A 15,015-nucleotide genomic window follows, 5' to 3' on the forward strand; every position below is an offset into this window, starting at 1 on the left:
ACCGAATTTAAGGACCCACAGATAATGGCTATCGAAATCAAAGCCCCCACTTTCCCGGAATCGGTTGCCGATGGCACCGTTGCCACCTGGCACAAAAAACCGGGCGACGCCGTCAAGCGTGATGACCTGATCGTCGACATCGAAACCGACAAGGTTGTGCTGGAAGTGTTGGCGACTGCCGACGGCGTGCTGGGCGCTATCGTCAAGAACGAAGGCGACACCGTTCTGTCCGACGAAGTCCTGGGCTCCATCGAAGCGGGCGGTGCTGCTGCCGCTCCGGCTGCTGCCGCTGCTGCCCCGGCCGCTGCACAGGCTGCTGCTCCAGCCGCCGAAGGCGAAGACGATCCTGTTGCTGCACCGGCTGCTCGCAAGCTGGCTGAAGAAAACGGCATCAACATCGCTTCCGTTGCCGGCACCGGCAAAGGCGGTCGTGTGACCAAGGAAGACGTGGTGGCGGCTGTTGCTGCCAAGAAAGCCGCTCCGGCTGCCGCACCTGCCAAGGCTGCTGCACCTGCTGCTTCGGCTCCAGTGTTCGCTGCGGGCGAGCGTGTTGAAAAACGCGTTCCGATGACCCGTCTGCGCGCCAAGGTTGCCGAGCGTCTGGTTGAAGCTCAATCGAACATGGCGATGCTGACCACTTTCAACGAAGTCGACATGACCGAAGTCATGGCCCTGCGTTCGAAGTACAAGGACCTGTTCGAGAAGTCCCACAATGGTGTGCGCCTGGGCTTCATGTCGTTCTTCGTGAAAGCGGCCACCGAAGCGCTGAAACGCTTCCCGGCTGTCAACGCGTCGATCGACGGTGCCGACATCGTTTACCACGGTTATGCCGACGTCGGTGTGGCTGTTTCCAGCGACCGCGGTCTGGTTGTACCGGTTCTGCGTAACGCCGAACTGATGAGCCTGGCTGAAATCGAAGGCGGCATCGCCACCTTCGGCAAGAAGGCTCGTGACGGCAAACTGTCGATGGACGAAATGACCGGCGGTACGTTCACCATCACCAACGGTGGTACCTTCGGTTCGATGATGTCGACGCCGATCGTCAACCCGCCGCAAGCGGCCATCCTGGGCATGCACAACATTCTGCAGCGTCCTATGGCGATCAACGGTCAGGTGGTTATCCGTCCGATGATGTACCTGGCGCTGTCCTACGATCACCGTCTGATCGATGGCAAAGAAGCTGTGACCTTCCTGGTTACCATCAAGAACCTGCTGGAAGACCCGGCTCGTTTGCTGCTGGATATCTGATTTCGTTGCACGGGCCGTTCAGTGATGGACGGCCCTCCTGTAATGACCAGCTTCGTCCCACGACGGTCCCCAAAAGGGACCGTCCGGTTTGATTCGAGAAGGAATGACACATGACTCAGAAATTCGACGTGGTAGTGATTGGCGCGGGCCCTGGCGGCTACGTGGCTGCCATTAAAGCAGCGCAACTGGGCCTCACCACTGCCTGCATCGAGAAATACACCGACAAGGAAGGCAAACTGGCCCTCGGCGGTACTTGCCTGAACGTCGGCTGCATTCCATCCAAGGCGCTGCTGGACAGCTCCTGGAAATACAAGGAAGCCAAAGAAGGCTTCGCGATCCACGGTATCAACCACGCTGGCGTGACCATGGACGTGGCCGCGATGGTTGGCCGCAAGGCCAACATCGTCAAAGGCCTGACCTCCGGCGTTGCCACCCTGTTCAAGGCTAACGGCGTCACTTCCCTGCAAGGCCACGGCAAACTGCTGGCCGGCAAGAAAGTCGAACTGACCAAGCCAGACGGCACCGTCGAGATCATCGAAGCCGAGAACGTGATTCTGGCTTCGGGCTCGCGTCCGATCGACATTCCACCGGCTCCGGTTGACCAGAACGTGATCGTCGATTCGACTGGCGCGCTGGAATTCCAATCGGTACCTAAGCGTCTGGGCGTGATCGGCGCTGGCGTGATCGGTCTGGAACTGGGTTCGGTTTGGTCCCGTCTGGGTTCCGAGGTGGTTGTCCTGGAAGCCCTGGAGAAGTTCCTGCCAGCCGCTGACGACGCCGTTTCCAAGGAAGCCTACAAAACCCTGACCAAACAAGGTCTGGACATCAAGCTGGGTGCTCGCGTCACCGGTTCCAAAGTGAACGGCGACGAAGTCGTTGTGAGCTACACCGATGCCAACGGCGAACAGAGCATCACCTTCGACAAACTGATCGTTGCCGTTGGTCGCCGTCCAGTGACCACCGAACTGTTGGCTGCCGACAGCGGTGTGACCATCGACGAGCGCGGTTTCGTTTTCGTTGACGACCAGTGCGCGACCAGCGTACCGGGCGTTTACGCGATCGGTGACGTGGTTCGCGGCATGATGCTGGCGCACAAGGCGTCCGAAGAAGGCATCATGGTTGTTGAGCGCATCAAGGGCCACAAAGCCCAAATCAACTATGACCTGATCCCGTCTGTTATTTATACTCACCCGGAAATCGCGTGGGTTGGCAAAACCGAGCAGGCCTTGAAAGCTGAAGGCGTTGAAGTTAACGTCGGCACCTTCCCGTTCGCAGCCAGTGGCCGTGCCATGGCAGCCAACGATACCGGCGGTTTCGTGAAAGTCATTGCCGATGCCAAGACTGACCGCGTATTGGGCGTCCACGTGATTGGCCCGAGCGCTGCAGAACTGGTTCAGCAGGGCGCGATCGGCATGGAATTCGGCACCAGCGCTGAAGACCTGGGCATGATGGTTTTCTCCCATCCGACCCTGTCTGAAGCCTTGCACGAAGCAGCTTTGGCTGTGAATGGCGGCGCCATCCACATCGCCAACCGCAAGAAGCGTTAAGACAATAAGAAACCACGGCGGTACGGCCCGTCGTGAGCCTTGCATGCAAGACTCACCGCGGAAAGTCCGCTGGACGCAGTCTTGCGTGGCTGCACCGGGTACCCGGAAAGGCTACGCAAGCAGCAGTCACAGGTGGTGCGGCACTTGAACAAGTGCAGCACCGAATGCGCAGTACCTAACGAAGACGGTAATAAGCATGAATCTTCACGAGTATCAGGGTAAGCAGCTGTTCGCTGAATACGGCCTGCCAGTTTCCACCGGTTACGCAGTAGACACCCCGGAAGCAGCAGCAGAAGCTTGCGACAAAATCGGCGGCACCGAGTGGGTTGTCAAAGCCCAGGTCCACGCTGGTGGTCGCGGTAAAGCGGGCGGCGTAAAGCTGGTTCGCAGCAAAGAAGACGCCAAAGCATTCGCTCAACAGTGGTTGGGCAAGCGTCTGGTGACTTACCAGACTGATGCCAATGGTCAGCCAGTCACCAAGATCCTGGTTGAATCGTGCACTGATATCGCTAAAGAGCTGTACCTGGGCGCTGTCGTTGACCGTTCGAGCCGTCGCATCGTGTTCATGGCTTCCACCGAAGGTGGCGTGGACATCGAGAAAATCGCTCACGACACCCCTGAGAAAATCCTCAAGGCCACTATCGATCCACTGGTTGGCGCTCAGCCATTCCAGGGTCGCGAGCTGGCATTCCAGCTGGGCCTGGAAGGCAAGCAGGTTGCTCAGTTCGCCAAGATCTTCGTAGGTCTGGCCAAGCTGTTCAAGGATCACGACCTGGCTCTGCTGGAAGTGAACCCGCTGGTGATCAAGGCTGACGGCGATCTGCATTGCCTCGACGCCAAGATCAACATCGACGCCAACGCCATGTACCGTCAGCCTAAGCTGAAGACTTTCCACGATCCGTCGCAAGACGATCCGCGCGAAGCGCACGCTGCCAAGTTCGAACTGAACTACGTAGCGCTGGAAGGCAACATCGGTTGCATGGTCAACGGTGCTGGCCTGGCCATGGGTACCATGGACATCGTCAACCTGCATGGCGGCAAACCAGCCAACTTCCTCGACGTGGGCGGCGGTGCTACCAAAGAACGCGTTACCGAAGCGTTCAAGATCATCCTGTCCGACACTAACGTCGCCGCAGTATTGGTCAACATCTTCGGCGGCATCGTTCGCTGCGACATGATTGCCGAAGGCATCATCGGCGCTGTGAAAGAAGTCGGCGTGAAAATCCCGGTTGTTGTTCGCCTTGAAGGCAACAACGCTGAGCTGGGCGCTAAAGTACTGGCAGAAAGCGGTTTGAACATCATCGCTGCTACCAGCCTGACCGACGCTGCTCAACAAGTCGTTAAAGCTGCGGAGGGCAAATAATGAGCGTCCTGATCAATAAAGACACCAAAGTTATCTGCCAGGGTATTACCGGTTCGCAAGGTAGTTTCCACACCCAGCAAGCCATCGAATACGGCACCAAGATGGTTGGTGGCGTTACTCCTGGCAAAGGCGGCACCGAACACCTGGGCCTGCCAGTGTTCAACACCGTGAAAGACGCTGTAGCTGCCACTGGCGCCACCGCCAGCGTGATCTACGTTCCAGCTCCTTTCTGCAAGGACTCCATCCTGGAAGCAGCATTCGGCGGCATCAAGCTGATCGTTTGCATCACTGAAGGCATTCCTACCCTGGACATGCTGGATGCCAAGGTCAAGTGCGACGAGCTGGGCGTAGTCCTGATCGGTCCTAACTGCCCAGGCGTGATCACTCCAGGCGAATGCAAGATCGGCATCATGCCAGGTCACATTCACTTGCCAGGCAAGGTCGGTATCGTTTCCCGTTCCGGCACCCTGACCTACGAAGCTGTGAAGCAAACCACTGACGCCGGTTTCGGTCAGTCGACTTGCGTCGGCATCGGCGGTGACCCGATCCCGGGCTCGAACTTCATCGACATCCTGAAGCTGTTCCAGGAAGACCCGAAGACCGAAGCGATCGTGATGATCGGTGAGATCGGCGGTTCGGCTGAAGAAGAAGCGGCTGCCTACATCAAGGCACACGTGACCAAGCCGGTTGTTTCCTACATCGCTGGTGTGACTGCCCCTGCGGGCAAGCGCATGGGCCATGCTGGCGCAATCATCTCTGGCGGCAAAGGCACTGCAGACGAGAAGTTTGCTGCCCTGGAAGACGCAGGCGTTAAAACCGTGCGTTCGCTGGCAGACATCGGCAAGGCTTTGTCCGAGCTGACCGGTTGGGCGATCAAGTAAGCCTCGCGCTTAGCTGACGCTTCACCAAACAAAGGCCACCTTCGGGTGGCCTTTGTCGTTTCTGGTATCTGTGTTGTTGGTGCCGACCTCTTCGCGAGCAGGCTCGCTCCCACACTTGATCTCGGTTGTTCACCAATGGTGTGTCCATTGAGATCTCCTGTGGGAGCGAGCCTGATCGCGAAGGCGGACTTACAAGCGCCGACCAATTACATGCAAAAACGCGACACAAAAATGTCGCAGATCGGATAGTTCGCACCCTAACAGTGCGTTTTCCGGCCAAATTCGTTAGGCTAGCCGCCATTTTTGCGTCCGCAGCCCACAAGGCCGCTAAGCGCTAAACGGGTCAGTCCTATACGGATCGACAGCATTTCCCTCACCCATAAGGGAAATCCCTCTCTAAATTCCGATTCAGTAGTGTGGTATTTCCTTAATGAAAGTGTTGAAAGGCCAGGACATCCTGGCACTTGGTTTTATGACGTTTGCCCTGTTTGTCGGGGCTGGCAACATCATCTTCCCGCCTATCGTCGGTTTGCAGTCCGGGCCACATGTCTGGATGGCGGCGCTGGGTTTTCTGATCACCGCGGTCGGTCTGCCGGTGATCACTGTTGTAGCCCTGGCCAAGGTCGGCGGCGCAATGGATGCCTTGAGCAGCCCGATCGGTAAAGTCGCCGGTGGCCTGTTGGCCGCTGCTTGCTACCTCGCTGTCGGCCCGCTGTTCGCGACGCCGCGTACCGCGACCGTATCGTTCGAAGTAGGCCTGGCGCCGCTGACCGGCGAAAGCCCGCTGGCGCTGTTCCTCTATAGCTCCGTGTACTTCCTGCTGGTGTTCTTCATCTCGCTCTATCCGGGCCGTTTGCTGGATACCGTAGGACGTTTCCTCGCACCGCTGAAGATTATCGCCCTGGCCGTTCTCGGCATCGCCGCGTTCGCGTTGCCGGCTGGCGATATCGGCGTGGCCACCCCTGAATATGTGGCGGCACCGTTCTCCCAAGGCTTCATCAATGGTTACTTGACCATGGATACCCTGGGCGCACTGGTCTTCGGTATTGTCATCGTCAACGCCATCCGCTCCCGCGGCGTCGAGTCGCCGGTGCTGATCACCCGTTACGCGATCATTGCCGGGCTGATTGCCGGCGTCGGTCTGGCGCTGGTCTACGTCAGCCTGTTCCGTCTCGGTTCGGGCAGCCATGAAGTGGCCGCGGGTGCCACCAATGGCGCCGCTGTTTTGCACGCCTATGTGCAGCACACCTTCGGCTCCCTGGGCAGCGGTTTTCTGGCGGTGTTGATCTCCCTGGCCTGCCTGGTCACGGCAGTCGGTCTGACCTGCGCCTGCGCCGAATACTTCAGCCGTGTACTGCCACTGTCCTACAAGACACTGGTGATCATCCTGGCTGCGTTTTCCTTGCTGGTGTCCAACCTGGGCCTCACCAAGCTGATTGCGTTCTCGATCCCGGTACTGACTGCGATTTACCCGCCGTGCATCGCTCTGGTAGCCCTGAGCTTCTGCAAGGACTTCTGGCATGAACAGGGTCGTATCGTCGGTCCGGTGATGCTGGTGTCGTTCATTTTCGGTCTGATCGACGCGCTGAAAGGCGCCGGTCTGGCGGACTGGATGCCGACTCAACTGGCTCGCCTGCCGTTGAGCGAACAGGGTCTGGCGTGGCTGGTGCCGTCGGTCATGACGTTAGTGGTCGCAGCGGTCTGCGATCGCATGCTGGGCAAGCGCGAAGAAGCACTGGCTTAAGCCGCTTCATCGTCCGTCAGAAGCGGGCCTTGAGCACACATGGAAATGCCCCGTATCAATCGATACGGGGCATTTTTTATGGACGTGATGCAGTGTCTTTTTCCTTGAGCTAACGTCGAAGCATTGCCAAACCTGATGTGGGAGCGAGCCTGCTCGCGATTGCAATTTCATGTTCAATAGCGATGTTGACTGATCTACCGCTATCGCGAGCAGGCTCGCTCTCACAAGGTTTCTGACATTCCGTTCAAAACATCACAAGGACCTGCATGTCGTTCATCCACGCCAACCTGATCCACATTCTTGCCGCGCTTTGGTTCGTCATCTGCTGGGGCGGCTACACCCGTTATGCGACATGGAAGGGCCGCGACACCGCGTGCCTGGCCAGTGTGTTGCACTTGTATCGTGAAGACTGGATGCGCCGGATGTTGTTGCGGGACAACCGTATCGCCGACGCCAGCGTGGTCGGTAACCTGGAACGCAACGCTTCGTTCTTTGCCTCCAGCACACTGATTATCCTGGCTGGTATCCTCACCGTGCTCGGTGCTTCCGAAAGGGCCGTATCGTTGCTGGCGGACATCCCGATGGTGCAGCAGGCATCCCAAGGGATGTCGGAGATCAAATTGCTGTGCCTGGCGCTGGTGTTTGTGTATGCGTTCTTTACGTTCAGCTGGTGCATGCGTCAGTACAACTTTGCGGCGATCCTGATTGGCTCGGCGCCGATGGTCGGTGAGCGCCACGTTTCCGAACAGGAGCGTAAAGCCTTTGCGGCCCGTGCGGCGCGTGTCATTTCCATGGCCGCCAACCAGTTCAACTTTGGCCTGCGCTCTTATTACTTCGGCATGACCATGCTGGCCTGGTTCGTCAGCCCGTGGTTGTTCATGTTGATGAGTGCCGGCGTGGTGCTGGTGCTGTATCGCCGCGAGTTTCATTCTGACGTTCTCGATGTGATGGTCTATACACCTACAGAGGCACCATTGCCTGACGCCAACAAGGAAGCCGCCTGATGAGTATCCCGTTCTGGTGTGTGTTTATCAGCGCATTGTTGATTTACGTGGCGAAGATCCCGGTGGCCAAGGCGATGAATGAGCAGGGTGGTTACGACAACCACCTGCCGCGTCAACAGCAAGCGCAACTCACAGGCTTCGGCGCCCGAGCGGTGGCGGCTCATCAGAACTGTTTCGAGGCGTTCATATTGTTTGCGGTGGGGGTGTTGATGGCGCACACCACGCAAACGGCGGGATGGCTGATCGACTCGCTGGCAATCATCTTCGTGATTACCCGAATCATTTATTTACTGTGCTATTGGGCTGATCTTGCCTGGCAGCGGAGTCTGGTGTGGTTCATTGGACTAGTGTGTTCGTTGCTGTTGATGATTAGTCCGACTTTTAGAACGATTTTGCTGTAACGCCCGGCCGTGAAAACAAAAGCCACAGACAAAAGAAAACCCGCACTTGGCGGGTTTTCTTTTGTCACGCTAAAAACTGTTTTAGTTCTTAGGTGCTTCTGGAGCAGCTTCTTTTGCCGCTGCATCGTTCGATTCAGCCTGATCTTTGGCTGCTTCGGCGTTTTCTTTCGCCGCGTCGTTCACTTTATCCTGAGCTTTGCTCATGTCCTGCTGAGCTTGCTCAGCATGTTGGTTAGCATCTTGAGCTTTGTCCTCGGATTTTTTATCGCAGGCTGCGAGACCGAGGGAAGCGGTCAACATCAAGGCAATAGCTAAAGTCTTACGCATGGGGTGTTTCTCCTTATGGAAAATATCTACTGGCCTTTCGAGCACAGCCCACAGCGTTAAGTTCCTCAATTCGCTCAGATATATAAGTTTGTTTTACGGCGGAACTTTTGCGGTTTCGCCTGCTGCTTTGACCGGACACTAAGAAGAGTTTTTATCAAATGGCCGAAAACCCCGTTTTTGAGCGTGCGACGCGATTCCTGTCGGCGCTGCGACACTGTCAGGTACTTGGGCTGCGAGTTCACAGCGCCAGCAGCGAAGGGCTCACCGTGATTCTGCCGTACAGCCCGCAGATCGTCGGCAATCCGCAAACCGGTGTGATCCATGGCGGTGCCCTGACCTCGTTGATGGACACCGCTTGCGGCATGGCAACCCTGTGCGTATTGCCCGAGTTCGAAGTCTGCCCGACCCTGGACCTGCGCATCGATTACATGCACGCCGCCGAACCCCATAAGGATGTCTACGGATTCGCCCAGTGCTACCGGGTCACTACCGACGTGATCTTTGCCCGCGGTTTTGCCTATCAGGACGATCCCGAGCAACCCATCGCCCATGTGGTGGGCACCTTCATGCGCATGGGCAAGGGCGTCAAAGGTACCAAAGGCTTTGGCGGCGTCATTGCCGGAGGTGTGAAATGACCGATACGTTCAAGGAACAACTGCAGCAAGCCCATGAACAGGGCGACTACGCCTCGCTGCTGCACCTGATTCCCTACGCCAAGCTGATTGGTGTCGAGTGTTCTCGCGTCGGGGATGAGCTGTTGTTTCGCCTGCCGGCCAACAAGGACAACATTGGTAATCCTTTGTTGCCGGCGATTCATGGCGGCGTGATTGCCGGGTTCATGGAGCTGTCCGCAGCACTGCACCTGCTGATTTTCACCGGTTCGCCGGGTGTACCGAAAATCATCGACTTCTCCCTCGACTACCTGCGCGCCGGGCAGTTTCGCGATACCTGGGCTCGCTGCCAGGTTTGCCGTCAGGGACGCCGTGTCGCCAACGTTGCGATTACAGCCTGGCAAAGCACCGAAGCGGAGCCGATTGCCACGGCCCGGGCTCATTTCAAAATCGAAGAGCCCTTGAAATCCTGAACTCAGCCCCCAACTTTGATGACAACCCGCCGCTGACCCTCAAGGTCGCGGCTTAGCCATCTGATTGGAGTTTGATGACCATGAGTGTGGAAACTCAAAAGGAAACCCTGGGCTTCCAGACCGAGGTGAAGCAGCTGCTGCACCTCATGATCCATTCGCTGTATTCCAACAAGGAAATCTTCCTTCGCGAATTGATCTCGAACGCCTCTGACGCTGTCGACAAATTACGTTTCGAAGCCCTGTCCAAGCCTGAACTGCTGGAAGGTGGCGCTGAACTGAAAATCCGTGTGAGCTTCGACAAAGACGCTAAAACCGTCACCCTCGAAGACAACGGCATCGGCATGAGCCGTGAAGATGCGATCACCCACCTGGGCACCATCGCCAAATCCGGCACTGCCGATTTCATGAAACACCTGTCTGGCGATCAGAAGAAAGACTCGCACCTGATCGGTCAGTTTGGTGTCGGTTTCTACTCTGCATTCATCGTCGCCGACAAAGTCGACGTATTCAGCCGCCGTGCCGGCATCGCAGCCAGCGAAGGCGTGCATTGGTCGTCCAAGGGCGAAGGCGAATTCGAAATCGCCACCGTCGAGAAAGCCGATCGCGGTACCCGCATTGTCCTGCACCTGAAATCGGCTGAAGACGAGTTCGCCGATGGCTGGCGTCTGCGCAACATCATCAAGAAGTACTCCGATCACATCGCTTTGCCGATCGAACTGCCGAAAGAAGTGGCAGCCGCTGAGGGCGAAGAGAAGCCGGCCGTTGAGTGGGAAACCGTCAACCGCGCCAGCGCCCTGTGGACTCGCCCTCGCACTGAAGTGAAGGATGAGGAATACCAGGAGTTCTACAAGCACGTCGCTCACGACTTTGAAAACCCGCTGAGCTGGAGCCATAACAAGGTCGAAGGCAAGCTGGAGTACACCTCGCTGCTTTATGTGCCGAGCCGTGCACCGTTCGACCTGTACCAGCGTGAAGCGCCGAAAGGTCTGAAGCTCTACGTGCAGCGCGTGTTCGTCATGGATCAGGCCGAGTCGTTCCTGCCGTTGTACCTGCGTTTCATCAAAGGCGTGGTCGATTCCAACGACCTGTCGTTGAACGTGTCGCGGGAAATCCTGCAGAAAGACCCGATCATCGACTCCATGAAGTCGGCGCTGACCAAGCGCGTTCTCGATATGCTGGAAAAACTGGCGAAGAACGAGCCAGAGCAATACAAAAGCTTCTGGAAGAACTTCGGTCAGGTCATGAAAGAAGGCCCGGCAGAAGATTTCGCCAACAAAGAGAAAATTGCTGGCCTGCTGCGTTTCGCATCGACCAGCGGTGAAGAGGGCGAGCAAGTTGTAGGTCTGGCCGAATACCTGGCTCGCGCCAAGGAAGGTCAGGACAAGATTTACTACCTGACCGGCGAAACCTACGCGCAAGTCAAAAACAGCCCGCACCTGGAAGTCTTCCGCAAGAAAGGCATCGAAGTGCTGCTGTTGACCGACCGCATCGACGAGTGGCTGATGAGCTACCTCAACGACTTCGACGGCAAGAGCTTTGTCGACGTGGCGCGCGGTGACCTGGACCTGGGCAACCTGGACTCGGAAGAGGACAAGAAAGCCGCGGAAGAAGTCGCCAAGTCCAAAGAAGGTCTGGTTGAGCGTCTGAAGACTGCACTGGGCGACTCCGTCGCTGAAGTTCGGGTTTCCCACCGTCTGACCGACTCCCCGGCGATTCTGGCCATCGGCGAGCAGGACCTGGGCATGCAGATGCGTCAGATTCTGGAAGCCAGCGGTCAGAAGGTTCCGGATTCCAAGCCGATCTTCGAGTTCAACCCGGCTCACCCGCTGATCGAGAAACTCGACAACGAGCAGAGCGACGAGCGCTTCGGCGACCTGTCGCACATTCTCTTCGATCAGGCGGCCCTGGCGGCCGGCGACAGCTTGAAAGACCCGGCTGCGTATGTGCGCCGCCTCAACAAGCTGCTGGTTGAACTGTCGGTTTAACTGCGTTGTACAAAAACCCGCTTCGGCGGGTTTTTTCATTCTGGTGTCTTTTACTGGGAGTTAGTCATGAGCCAAATCACTGTTCGTTCCGTCGCTTATCAGATCGATGGCCAGTCGTACGAAAGCCGCCTGGCTTTCGATGCCGACCATAAGGGCCCACGCCCGGGTCTGTTGATGGCGCCGAACTGGATGGGCGTCAGCGCCGGTGCCGAGGAGATCGCCAAATCGGTGGCATCCAAGGGTTATGTGGTGTTGATTGCGGACGTCTATGGCCAATCGGTTCGTCCACAGAACGGTGACGAAGCGGGCGCGGCAATGATGCCGCTGAAGAATGACCGCGCGCTGCTGCGCAAGCGCTTGCAGGCCGCATTCGAACAGTTGCAGAGTCAGGGCGAGGCGGCAGTCGATACCTCGAAACTGGCGACGTTCGGTTTCTGCTTCGGCGGGTGCTGCGCACTGGATCTGGCTCGCACTGGCGTGCCTGTCAAAGCGGCGGTGTCGTTCCACGGGACGCTGGATTCGCCGAATCCGGCGGATGCCAAGAACATCAAAGGCTCGGTGCTGGTGTTGCACGGTGCTTCCGATCCGTTGGTGCCGAAAGAGCAACTGCCGGCATTTGAGGATGAAATGAATGCGGCGGGTGTGGATTGGCAACTGCTGAGCTACGGCGGCGCGGTGCATTCGTTTACCGACCCGCATGCCAATGTGCCGGGCAAGATGATGTATGACGCGAAGACTGCGGGTCGTGCGTTTGCGTCGATGCATAACTTGCTGGATGAAGTGTTCAAGGGCTGATTGCCCCTAAGATCAAAAGATCGCAGCCTTCGGCAGCTCCTACAGGTGTACGCATAATCCTGTAGGAGCTGCCGAAGGCTGCGATCTTTTGATTTTTGCCCTAGGGCAGTTCGATCCGCTCAACTTCCCCCGGCACCGTCGGCCAATCCCCGGCCGCCCAGCGCCGCCGCGCTTCGTCGATCGCCGCCGGATCGCTCGCCACGAAATTCCAGTTGATCCGTCGCGGCCCATCCAGTGGAGCGCCGCCAAACAGCACGGCATGACAATCGCTCTCGGCGAACAACGTCATCTCTTCCCCGGCAGGCAGCACCACCAGTGCATGCGGTTCTATCGACTCGCCATCCAGTTGCACTTCGCCGTCCAGCACATACAGCGCCCGTTCTTCATGCTCGGTAGGGATCAGCAACGTAGTCGCCGTTTGCAGGTTCAACTCCGCATACAACGTAGGAGAAAGCACCGGCACCGGCGATTCCAGGCAAAAGCCTGACCCGGCAATCATCCGGATCTTTACCCCGAGGTTATCGCTCACCGGCAGCGTGGCAGCCGGGTGATGGCTGTAGTGCCCCGGCCCCGTTTCATGATCTTTGGGTGACGCCAGCCAGATCTGCAAACCGTGCATCGTGAAGCCGCTGTCCTTGAGCGCCTGCGGCGTGCGCTCGACGTGGGCAATCGCGCTGCCCGCCGTCATCCAGCTGACATCACCGGCATCCACCACCTGGTCGGAGCCGAGGCTGTCCTTGTGCTGGATCTTCCCTTCGAACAAGTAGGTGAGGGTGGACAGACCGATGTGCGGATGCTGACGGATGTTCATGCCTTTGCCCGCGGGATAACGGGTTTCGAGCATGTGGTCAAAAAACACGAAGGGCCCGACGCTGCGGCATTTGGCTGACGGCAAAGGGCGAAGAATCGGCTGGCCTTCGACATCTTCGGCGCGGGGACGGATCACGAGCGGAGTGTTCATGGTGCATTCCAGGCTGAGCGGGTGACGCGTGGAGCATAACCCGCTTGCGCAGCCCTTACCGCTATTGGCTGAAAGCGCCTTCCGACAGATGGGTTTCGATGCTGACTTCGGTGGTGGTCATCAGCTTGTGGATAGGGCAGCGGTCGGCGACGCGGTGCAGTTCGTCGTGCTGGGCATCGGTGAGCACACCCTTGAGCGTCAGTTTGACGTGCAGGGCATATTTGCCTTTTTGCTCTTCGCTGTTATCGCGTTTGACCTCGACCGTGACACCGGTCAGCGGGATGTCCTTCTTCTTGGCGTACATCTTCAGGGTCAGGGCCTTGCAGGCACCGAGGGCGGCATCGAAGTAGTCGTGGGGCTCTGGCGCAGTGCCTTCACCGCCGACATCTTTGGGTACATCGGCAAACAGTTCGTGCTCATCGATCTGGACGCTATGACGAAAACCTTCGGCGGAAACGGTATTGACGGTAACAGTCATGGGAAACCTCGTAGGCAGCAGGAAAAGTCATTCGATCAAAAAAGACCTTGAAGTTATAGAGCATTCCTCCTGTTACGCGTTCCACTTTCTTGCCGGGTGAACCCAGCTTCGCCTGCTGGGGTCTACGCTAATTCGTACTTTCCGGAGATTGCCCGTGCCTCTGAACCGCTTGAGCCTCGCCTGGCTGTTGGTGCTGTCCAGTGCGTGTGCCAACGCCCGCGAATATGCCTACAGCGATGCGCACCTGCATTACGTGGATTTTTTCCAGGAAACAGCAGGCATGCCGAAATTGCTCGAGGCCATGGCGGACAATCGCATCGAGCATGTGATGATTTCCGGCATCCCGGTGGCCAAGAAATGGCATGAAGATGAGCCCAAGCGCCCGCGCTATTACGCGGGCGATGACGCTGATGCCTATTGGTTCAGCGCCGCCGATGTGATCGTCGCGGCTGCCGTGAACAAGCTGACACCCGAGCAACGTCAGCACTTTCACCCGTTCCTGTCAGGCTTCAACCCCAACGATAAAAACTCCGTTGCCCACATCCAGCGAATGCTCGATCTCAACCCAGGCCTGTGGCAGGGCATCGGCGAAGTCTTCACCCGTCATGACGACGTGACTGCGCTGACCTCCGGTGATACGCCCCGGGCGAATAACGAGGCCATGACGCGGATCTACCACCTCGCCGCCGAGAACGACTTACCGGTGATGCTGCACTCCAACATCACCTCCAAGCGTGAGAAAAATCCGCTGTACCTGGCTGAAGTCGAAGAGCCGCTACGCAATCATCCGCATACACGGTTCATCTGGGCCCATGCCGGCACCAGCGCCGAGATTCATCGACACCAGATCCAGCTTGAATTCCTGTTGCCGACCCTGACGCGAATGCTTGAGGCCTATCCCAATCTGTTCATCGACCTGTCCTGGAACATGCTGACGCCTTACTTGCTGGATGAGCAGGGCAAGCCTCGGCAAGAGTGGTTGAGACTGGTCGAGCGCTTCCCGGAGCGCTTCATGCTCGGGTCCGATGTGGTGGGACGTTTCAACAAGCTGGGTAAGGAAATGCGCAGCTTCGATCCGTTTCTCGATGCCTTGCCTGAGGAGGTAGCGAGAAAAGTCGCGCGGGACAATTTCCTGGCGATCCTGCCCAGAGCGAAGAAGGGGTTGTTGCCCTGAAAAGATCGCAGCCTTCGGCAGCT

Annotated in this window: 15 protein-coding genes; 12 read left to right on the forward strand and 3 right to left on the reverse strand. The window is 57.7% G+C overall.

What is annotated here, in order from left to right:
• Nucleotides 1–24: 24 nt before the first annotated feature.
• The 7 genes from odhB (at nt 25) to ACYZUD_RS32610 (ending at nt 8,188) form a co-directional block, all read left to right on the forward strand.
• On the forward strand, nt 25–1,248 hold the full coding sequence (odhB, locus tag ACYZUD_RS32580) for a 2-oxoglutarate dehydrogenase complex dihydrolipoyllysine-residue succinyltransferase (protein WP_462021872.1): 1,224 nt from the start codon (nt 25–27) through the stop codon (nt 1,246–1,248).
• Between the two features lie 110 nt (nt 1,249–1,358).
• Complete coding sequence (lpdA, locus tag ACYZUD_RS32585; protein ID WP_462021873.1) at nt 1,359–2,795, forward strand: dihydrolipoyl dehydrogenase; 1,437 nt, start codon at nt 1,359–1,361, stop codon at nt 2,793–2,795.
• 196 nt (nt 2,796–2,991) lie between these two features.
• Nucleotides 2,992–4,158 (forward strand): ADP-forming succinate--CoA ligase subunit beta, encoded by a 1,167-nt coding sequence (gene sucC, locus ACYZUD_RS32590; protein ID WP_007898980.1) that lies wholly within the window; start codon nt 2,992–2,994, stop codon nt 4,156–4,158.
• Nucleotides 4,158–5,039: a succinate--CoA ligase subunit alpha gene (gene sucD / locus ACYZUD_RS32595; RefSeq protein ID WP_008148605.1), complete on the forward strand. Its 882-nt coding sequence runs from the start codon at nt 4,158–4,160 to the stop codon at nt 5,037–5,039. Before sucC ends, sucD begins: the two co-directional genes overlap by 1 nt.
• Nucleotides 5,040–5,469: 430 nt before the next feature.
• On the forward strand, nt 5,470–6,783 hold the full coding sequence (gene brnQ, locus ACYZUD_RS32600) for a branched-chain amino acid transport system II carrier protein (protein WP_462021874.1): 1,314 nt from the start codon (nt 5,470–5,472) through the stop codon (nt 6,781–6,783).
• Nucleotides 6,784–7,049: 266 nt separating this feature from the next.
• Nucleotides 7,050–7,787, forward strand: coding sequence for a DUF599 domain-containing protein (locus ACYZUD_RS32605; RefSeq protein WP_462021875.1), 738 nt, complete (start codon nt 7,050–7,052; stop codon nt 7,785–7,787).
• On the forward strand, nt 7,787–8,188 hold the full coding sequence (locus tag ACYZUD_RS32610) for an MAPEG family protein (RefSeq protein WP_462021876.1): 402 nt from the start codon (nt 7,787–7,789) through the stop codon (nt 8,186–8,188). The genes ACYZUD_RS32605 and ACYZUD_RS32610 overlap by 1 nt, the downstream gene beginning before the upstream one ends.
• Nucleotides 8,189–8,269: 81 nt before the next feature.
• Here the strand turns inward: ACYZUD_RS32610 and ACYZUD_RS32615 are convergent, their stop codons facing one another.
• Nucleotides 8,270–8,515, reverse strand: a complete 246-nt coding sequence (locus tag ACYZUD_RS32615) for a hypothetical protein (RefSeq protein WP_462021877.1) — start codon at nt 8,513–8,515, stop codon at nt 8,270–8,272.
• A gap of 158 nt (nt 8,516–8,673) precedes the next feature.
• On the opposite strand from ACYZUD_RS32615, the gene ACYZUD_RS32620 reads away from it, so the two are divergent.
• The 4 genes from ACYZUD_RS32620 (at nt 8,674) to ACYZUD_RS32635 (ending at nt 12,379) form a co-directional block, all read left to right on the forward strand.
• Nucleotides 8,674–9,150 carry a PaaI family thioesterase gene (locus tag ACYZUD_RS32620; protein WP_462021878.1) on the forward strand — a complete coding sequence of 159 codons (477 nt, stop codon included), beginning with the start codon at nt 8,674–8,676 and terminating at the stop codon, nt 9,148–9,150.
• A complete protein-coding gene (locus ACYZUD_RS32625) occupies nt 9,147–9,599 on the forward strand; it encodes a PaaI family thioesterase (RefSeq protein WP_462021879.1) in 453 nt (150 codons plus the stop codon). The genes ACYZUD_RS32620 and ACYZUD_RS32625 overlap by 4 nt, the downstream gene beginning before the upstream one ends.
• Before the next feature lie 80 nt (nt 9,600–9,679).
• Complete coding sequence (htpG, locus tag ACYZUD_RS32630) at nt 9,680–11,584, forward strand: molecular chaperone HtpG (protein WP_462021880.1); 1,905 nt, start codon at nt 9,680–9,682, stop codon at nt 11,582–11,584.
• 66 nt (nt 11,585–11,650) lie between these two features.
• Entirely contained in the window at nt 11,651–12,379 is a 729-nt protein-coding gene (locus ACYZUD_RS32635; protein ID WP_462021881.1) for a dienelactone hydrolase family protein, read from the forward strand.
• Nucleotides 12,380–12,479: 100 nt separating this feature from the next.
• Here ACYZUD_RS32635 and ACYZUD_RS32640 read toward each other — a convergent pair whose 3' ends face one another.
• Nucleotides 12,480–13,340: a pirin family protein gene (locus ACYZUD_RS32640; RefSeq protein WP_462021882.1), complete on the reverse strand. Its 861-nt coding sequence runs from the start codon at nt 13,338–13,340 to the stop codon at nt 12,480–12,482.
• 61 nt (nt 13,341–13,401) lie between these two features.
• On the reverse strand, nt 13,402–13,818 hold the full coding sequence (locus tag ACYZUD_RS32645) for an OsmC family protein (RefSeq protein WP_462021883.1): 417 nt from the start codon (nt 13,816–13,818) through the stop codon (nt 13,402–13,404).
• Between the two features lie 154 nt (nt 13,819–13,972).
• Between ACYZUD_RS32645 and ACYZUD_RS32650 the strand changes: the two genes are divergently transcribed.
• Entirely contained in the window at nt 13,973–14,992 is a 1,020-nt protein-coding gene (locus tag ACYZUD_RS32650; RefSeq protein ID WP_462021884.1) for an amidohydrolase family protein, read from the forward strand.
• Nucleotides 14,993–15,015: the final 23 nt, after the last annotated feature.

Source organism: Pseudomonas sp. XS1P51 (assembly GCF_054897845.1).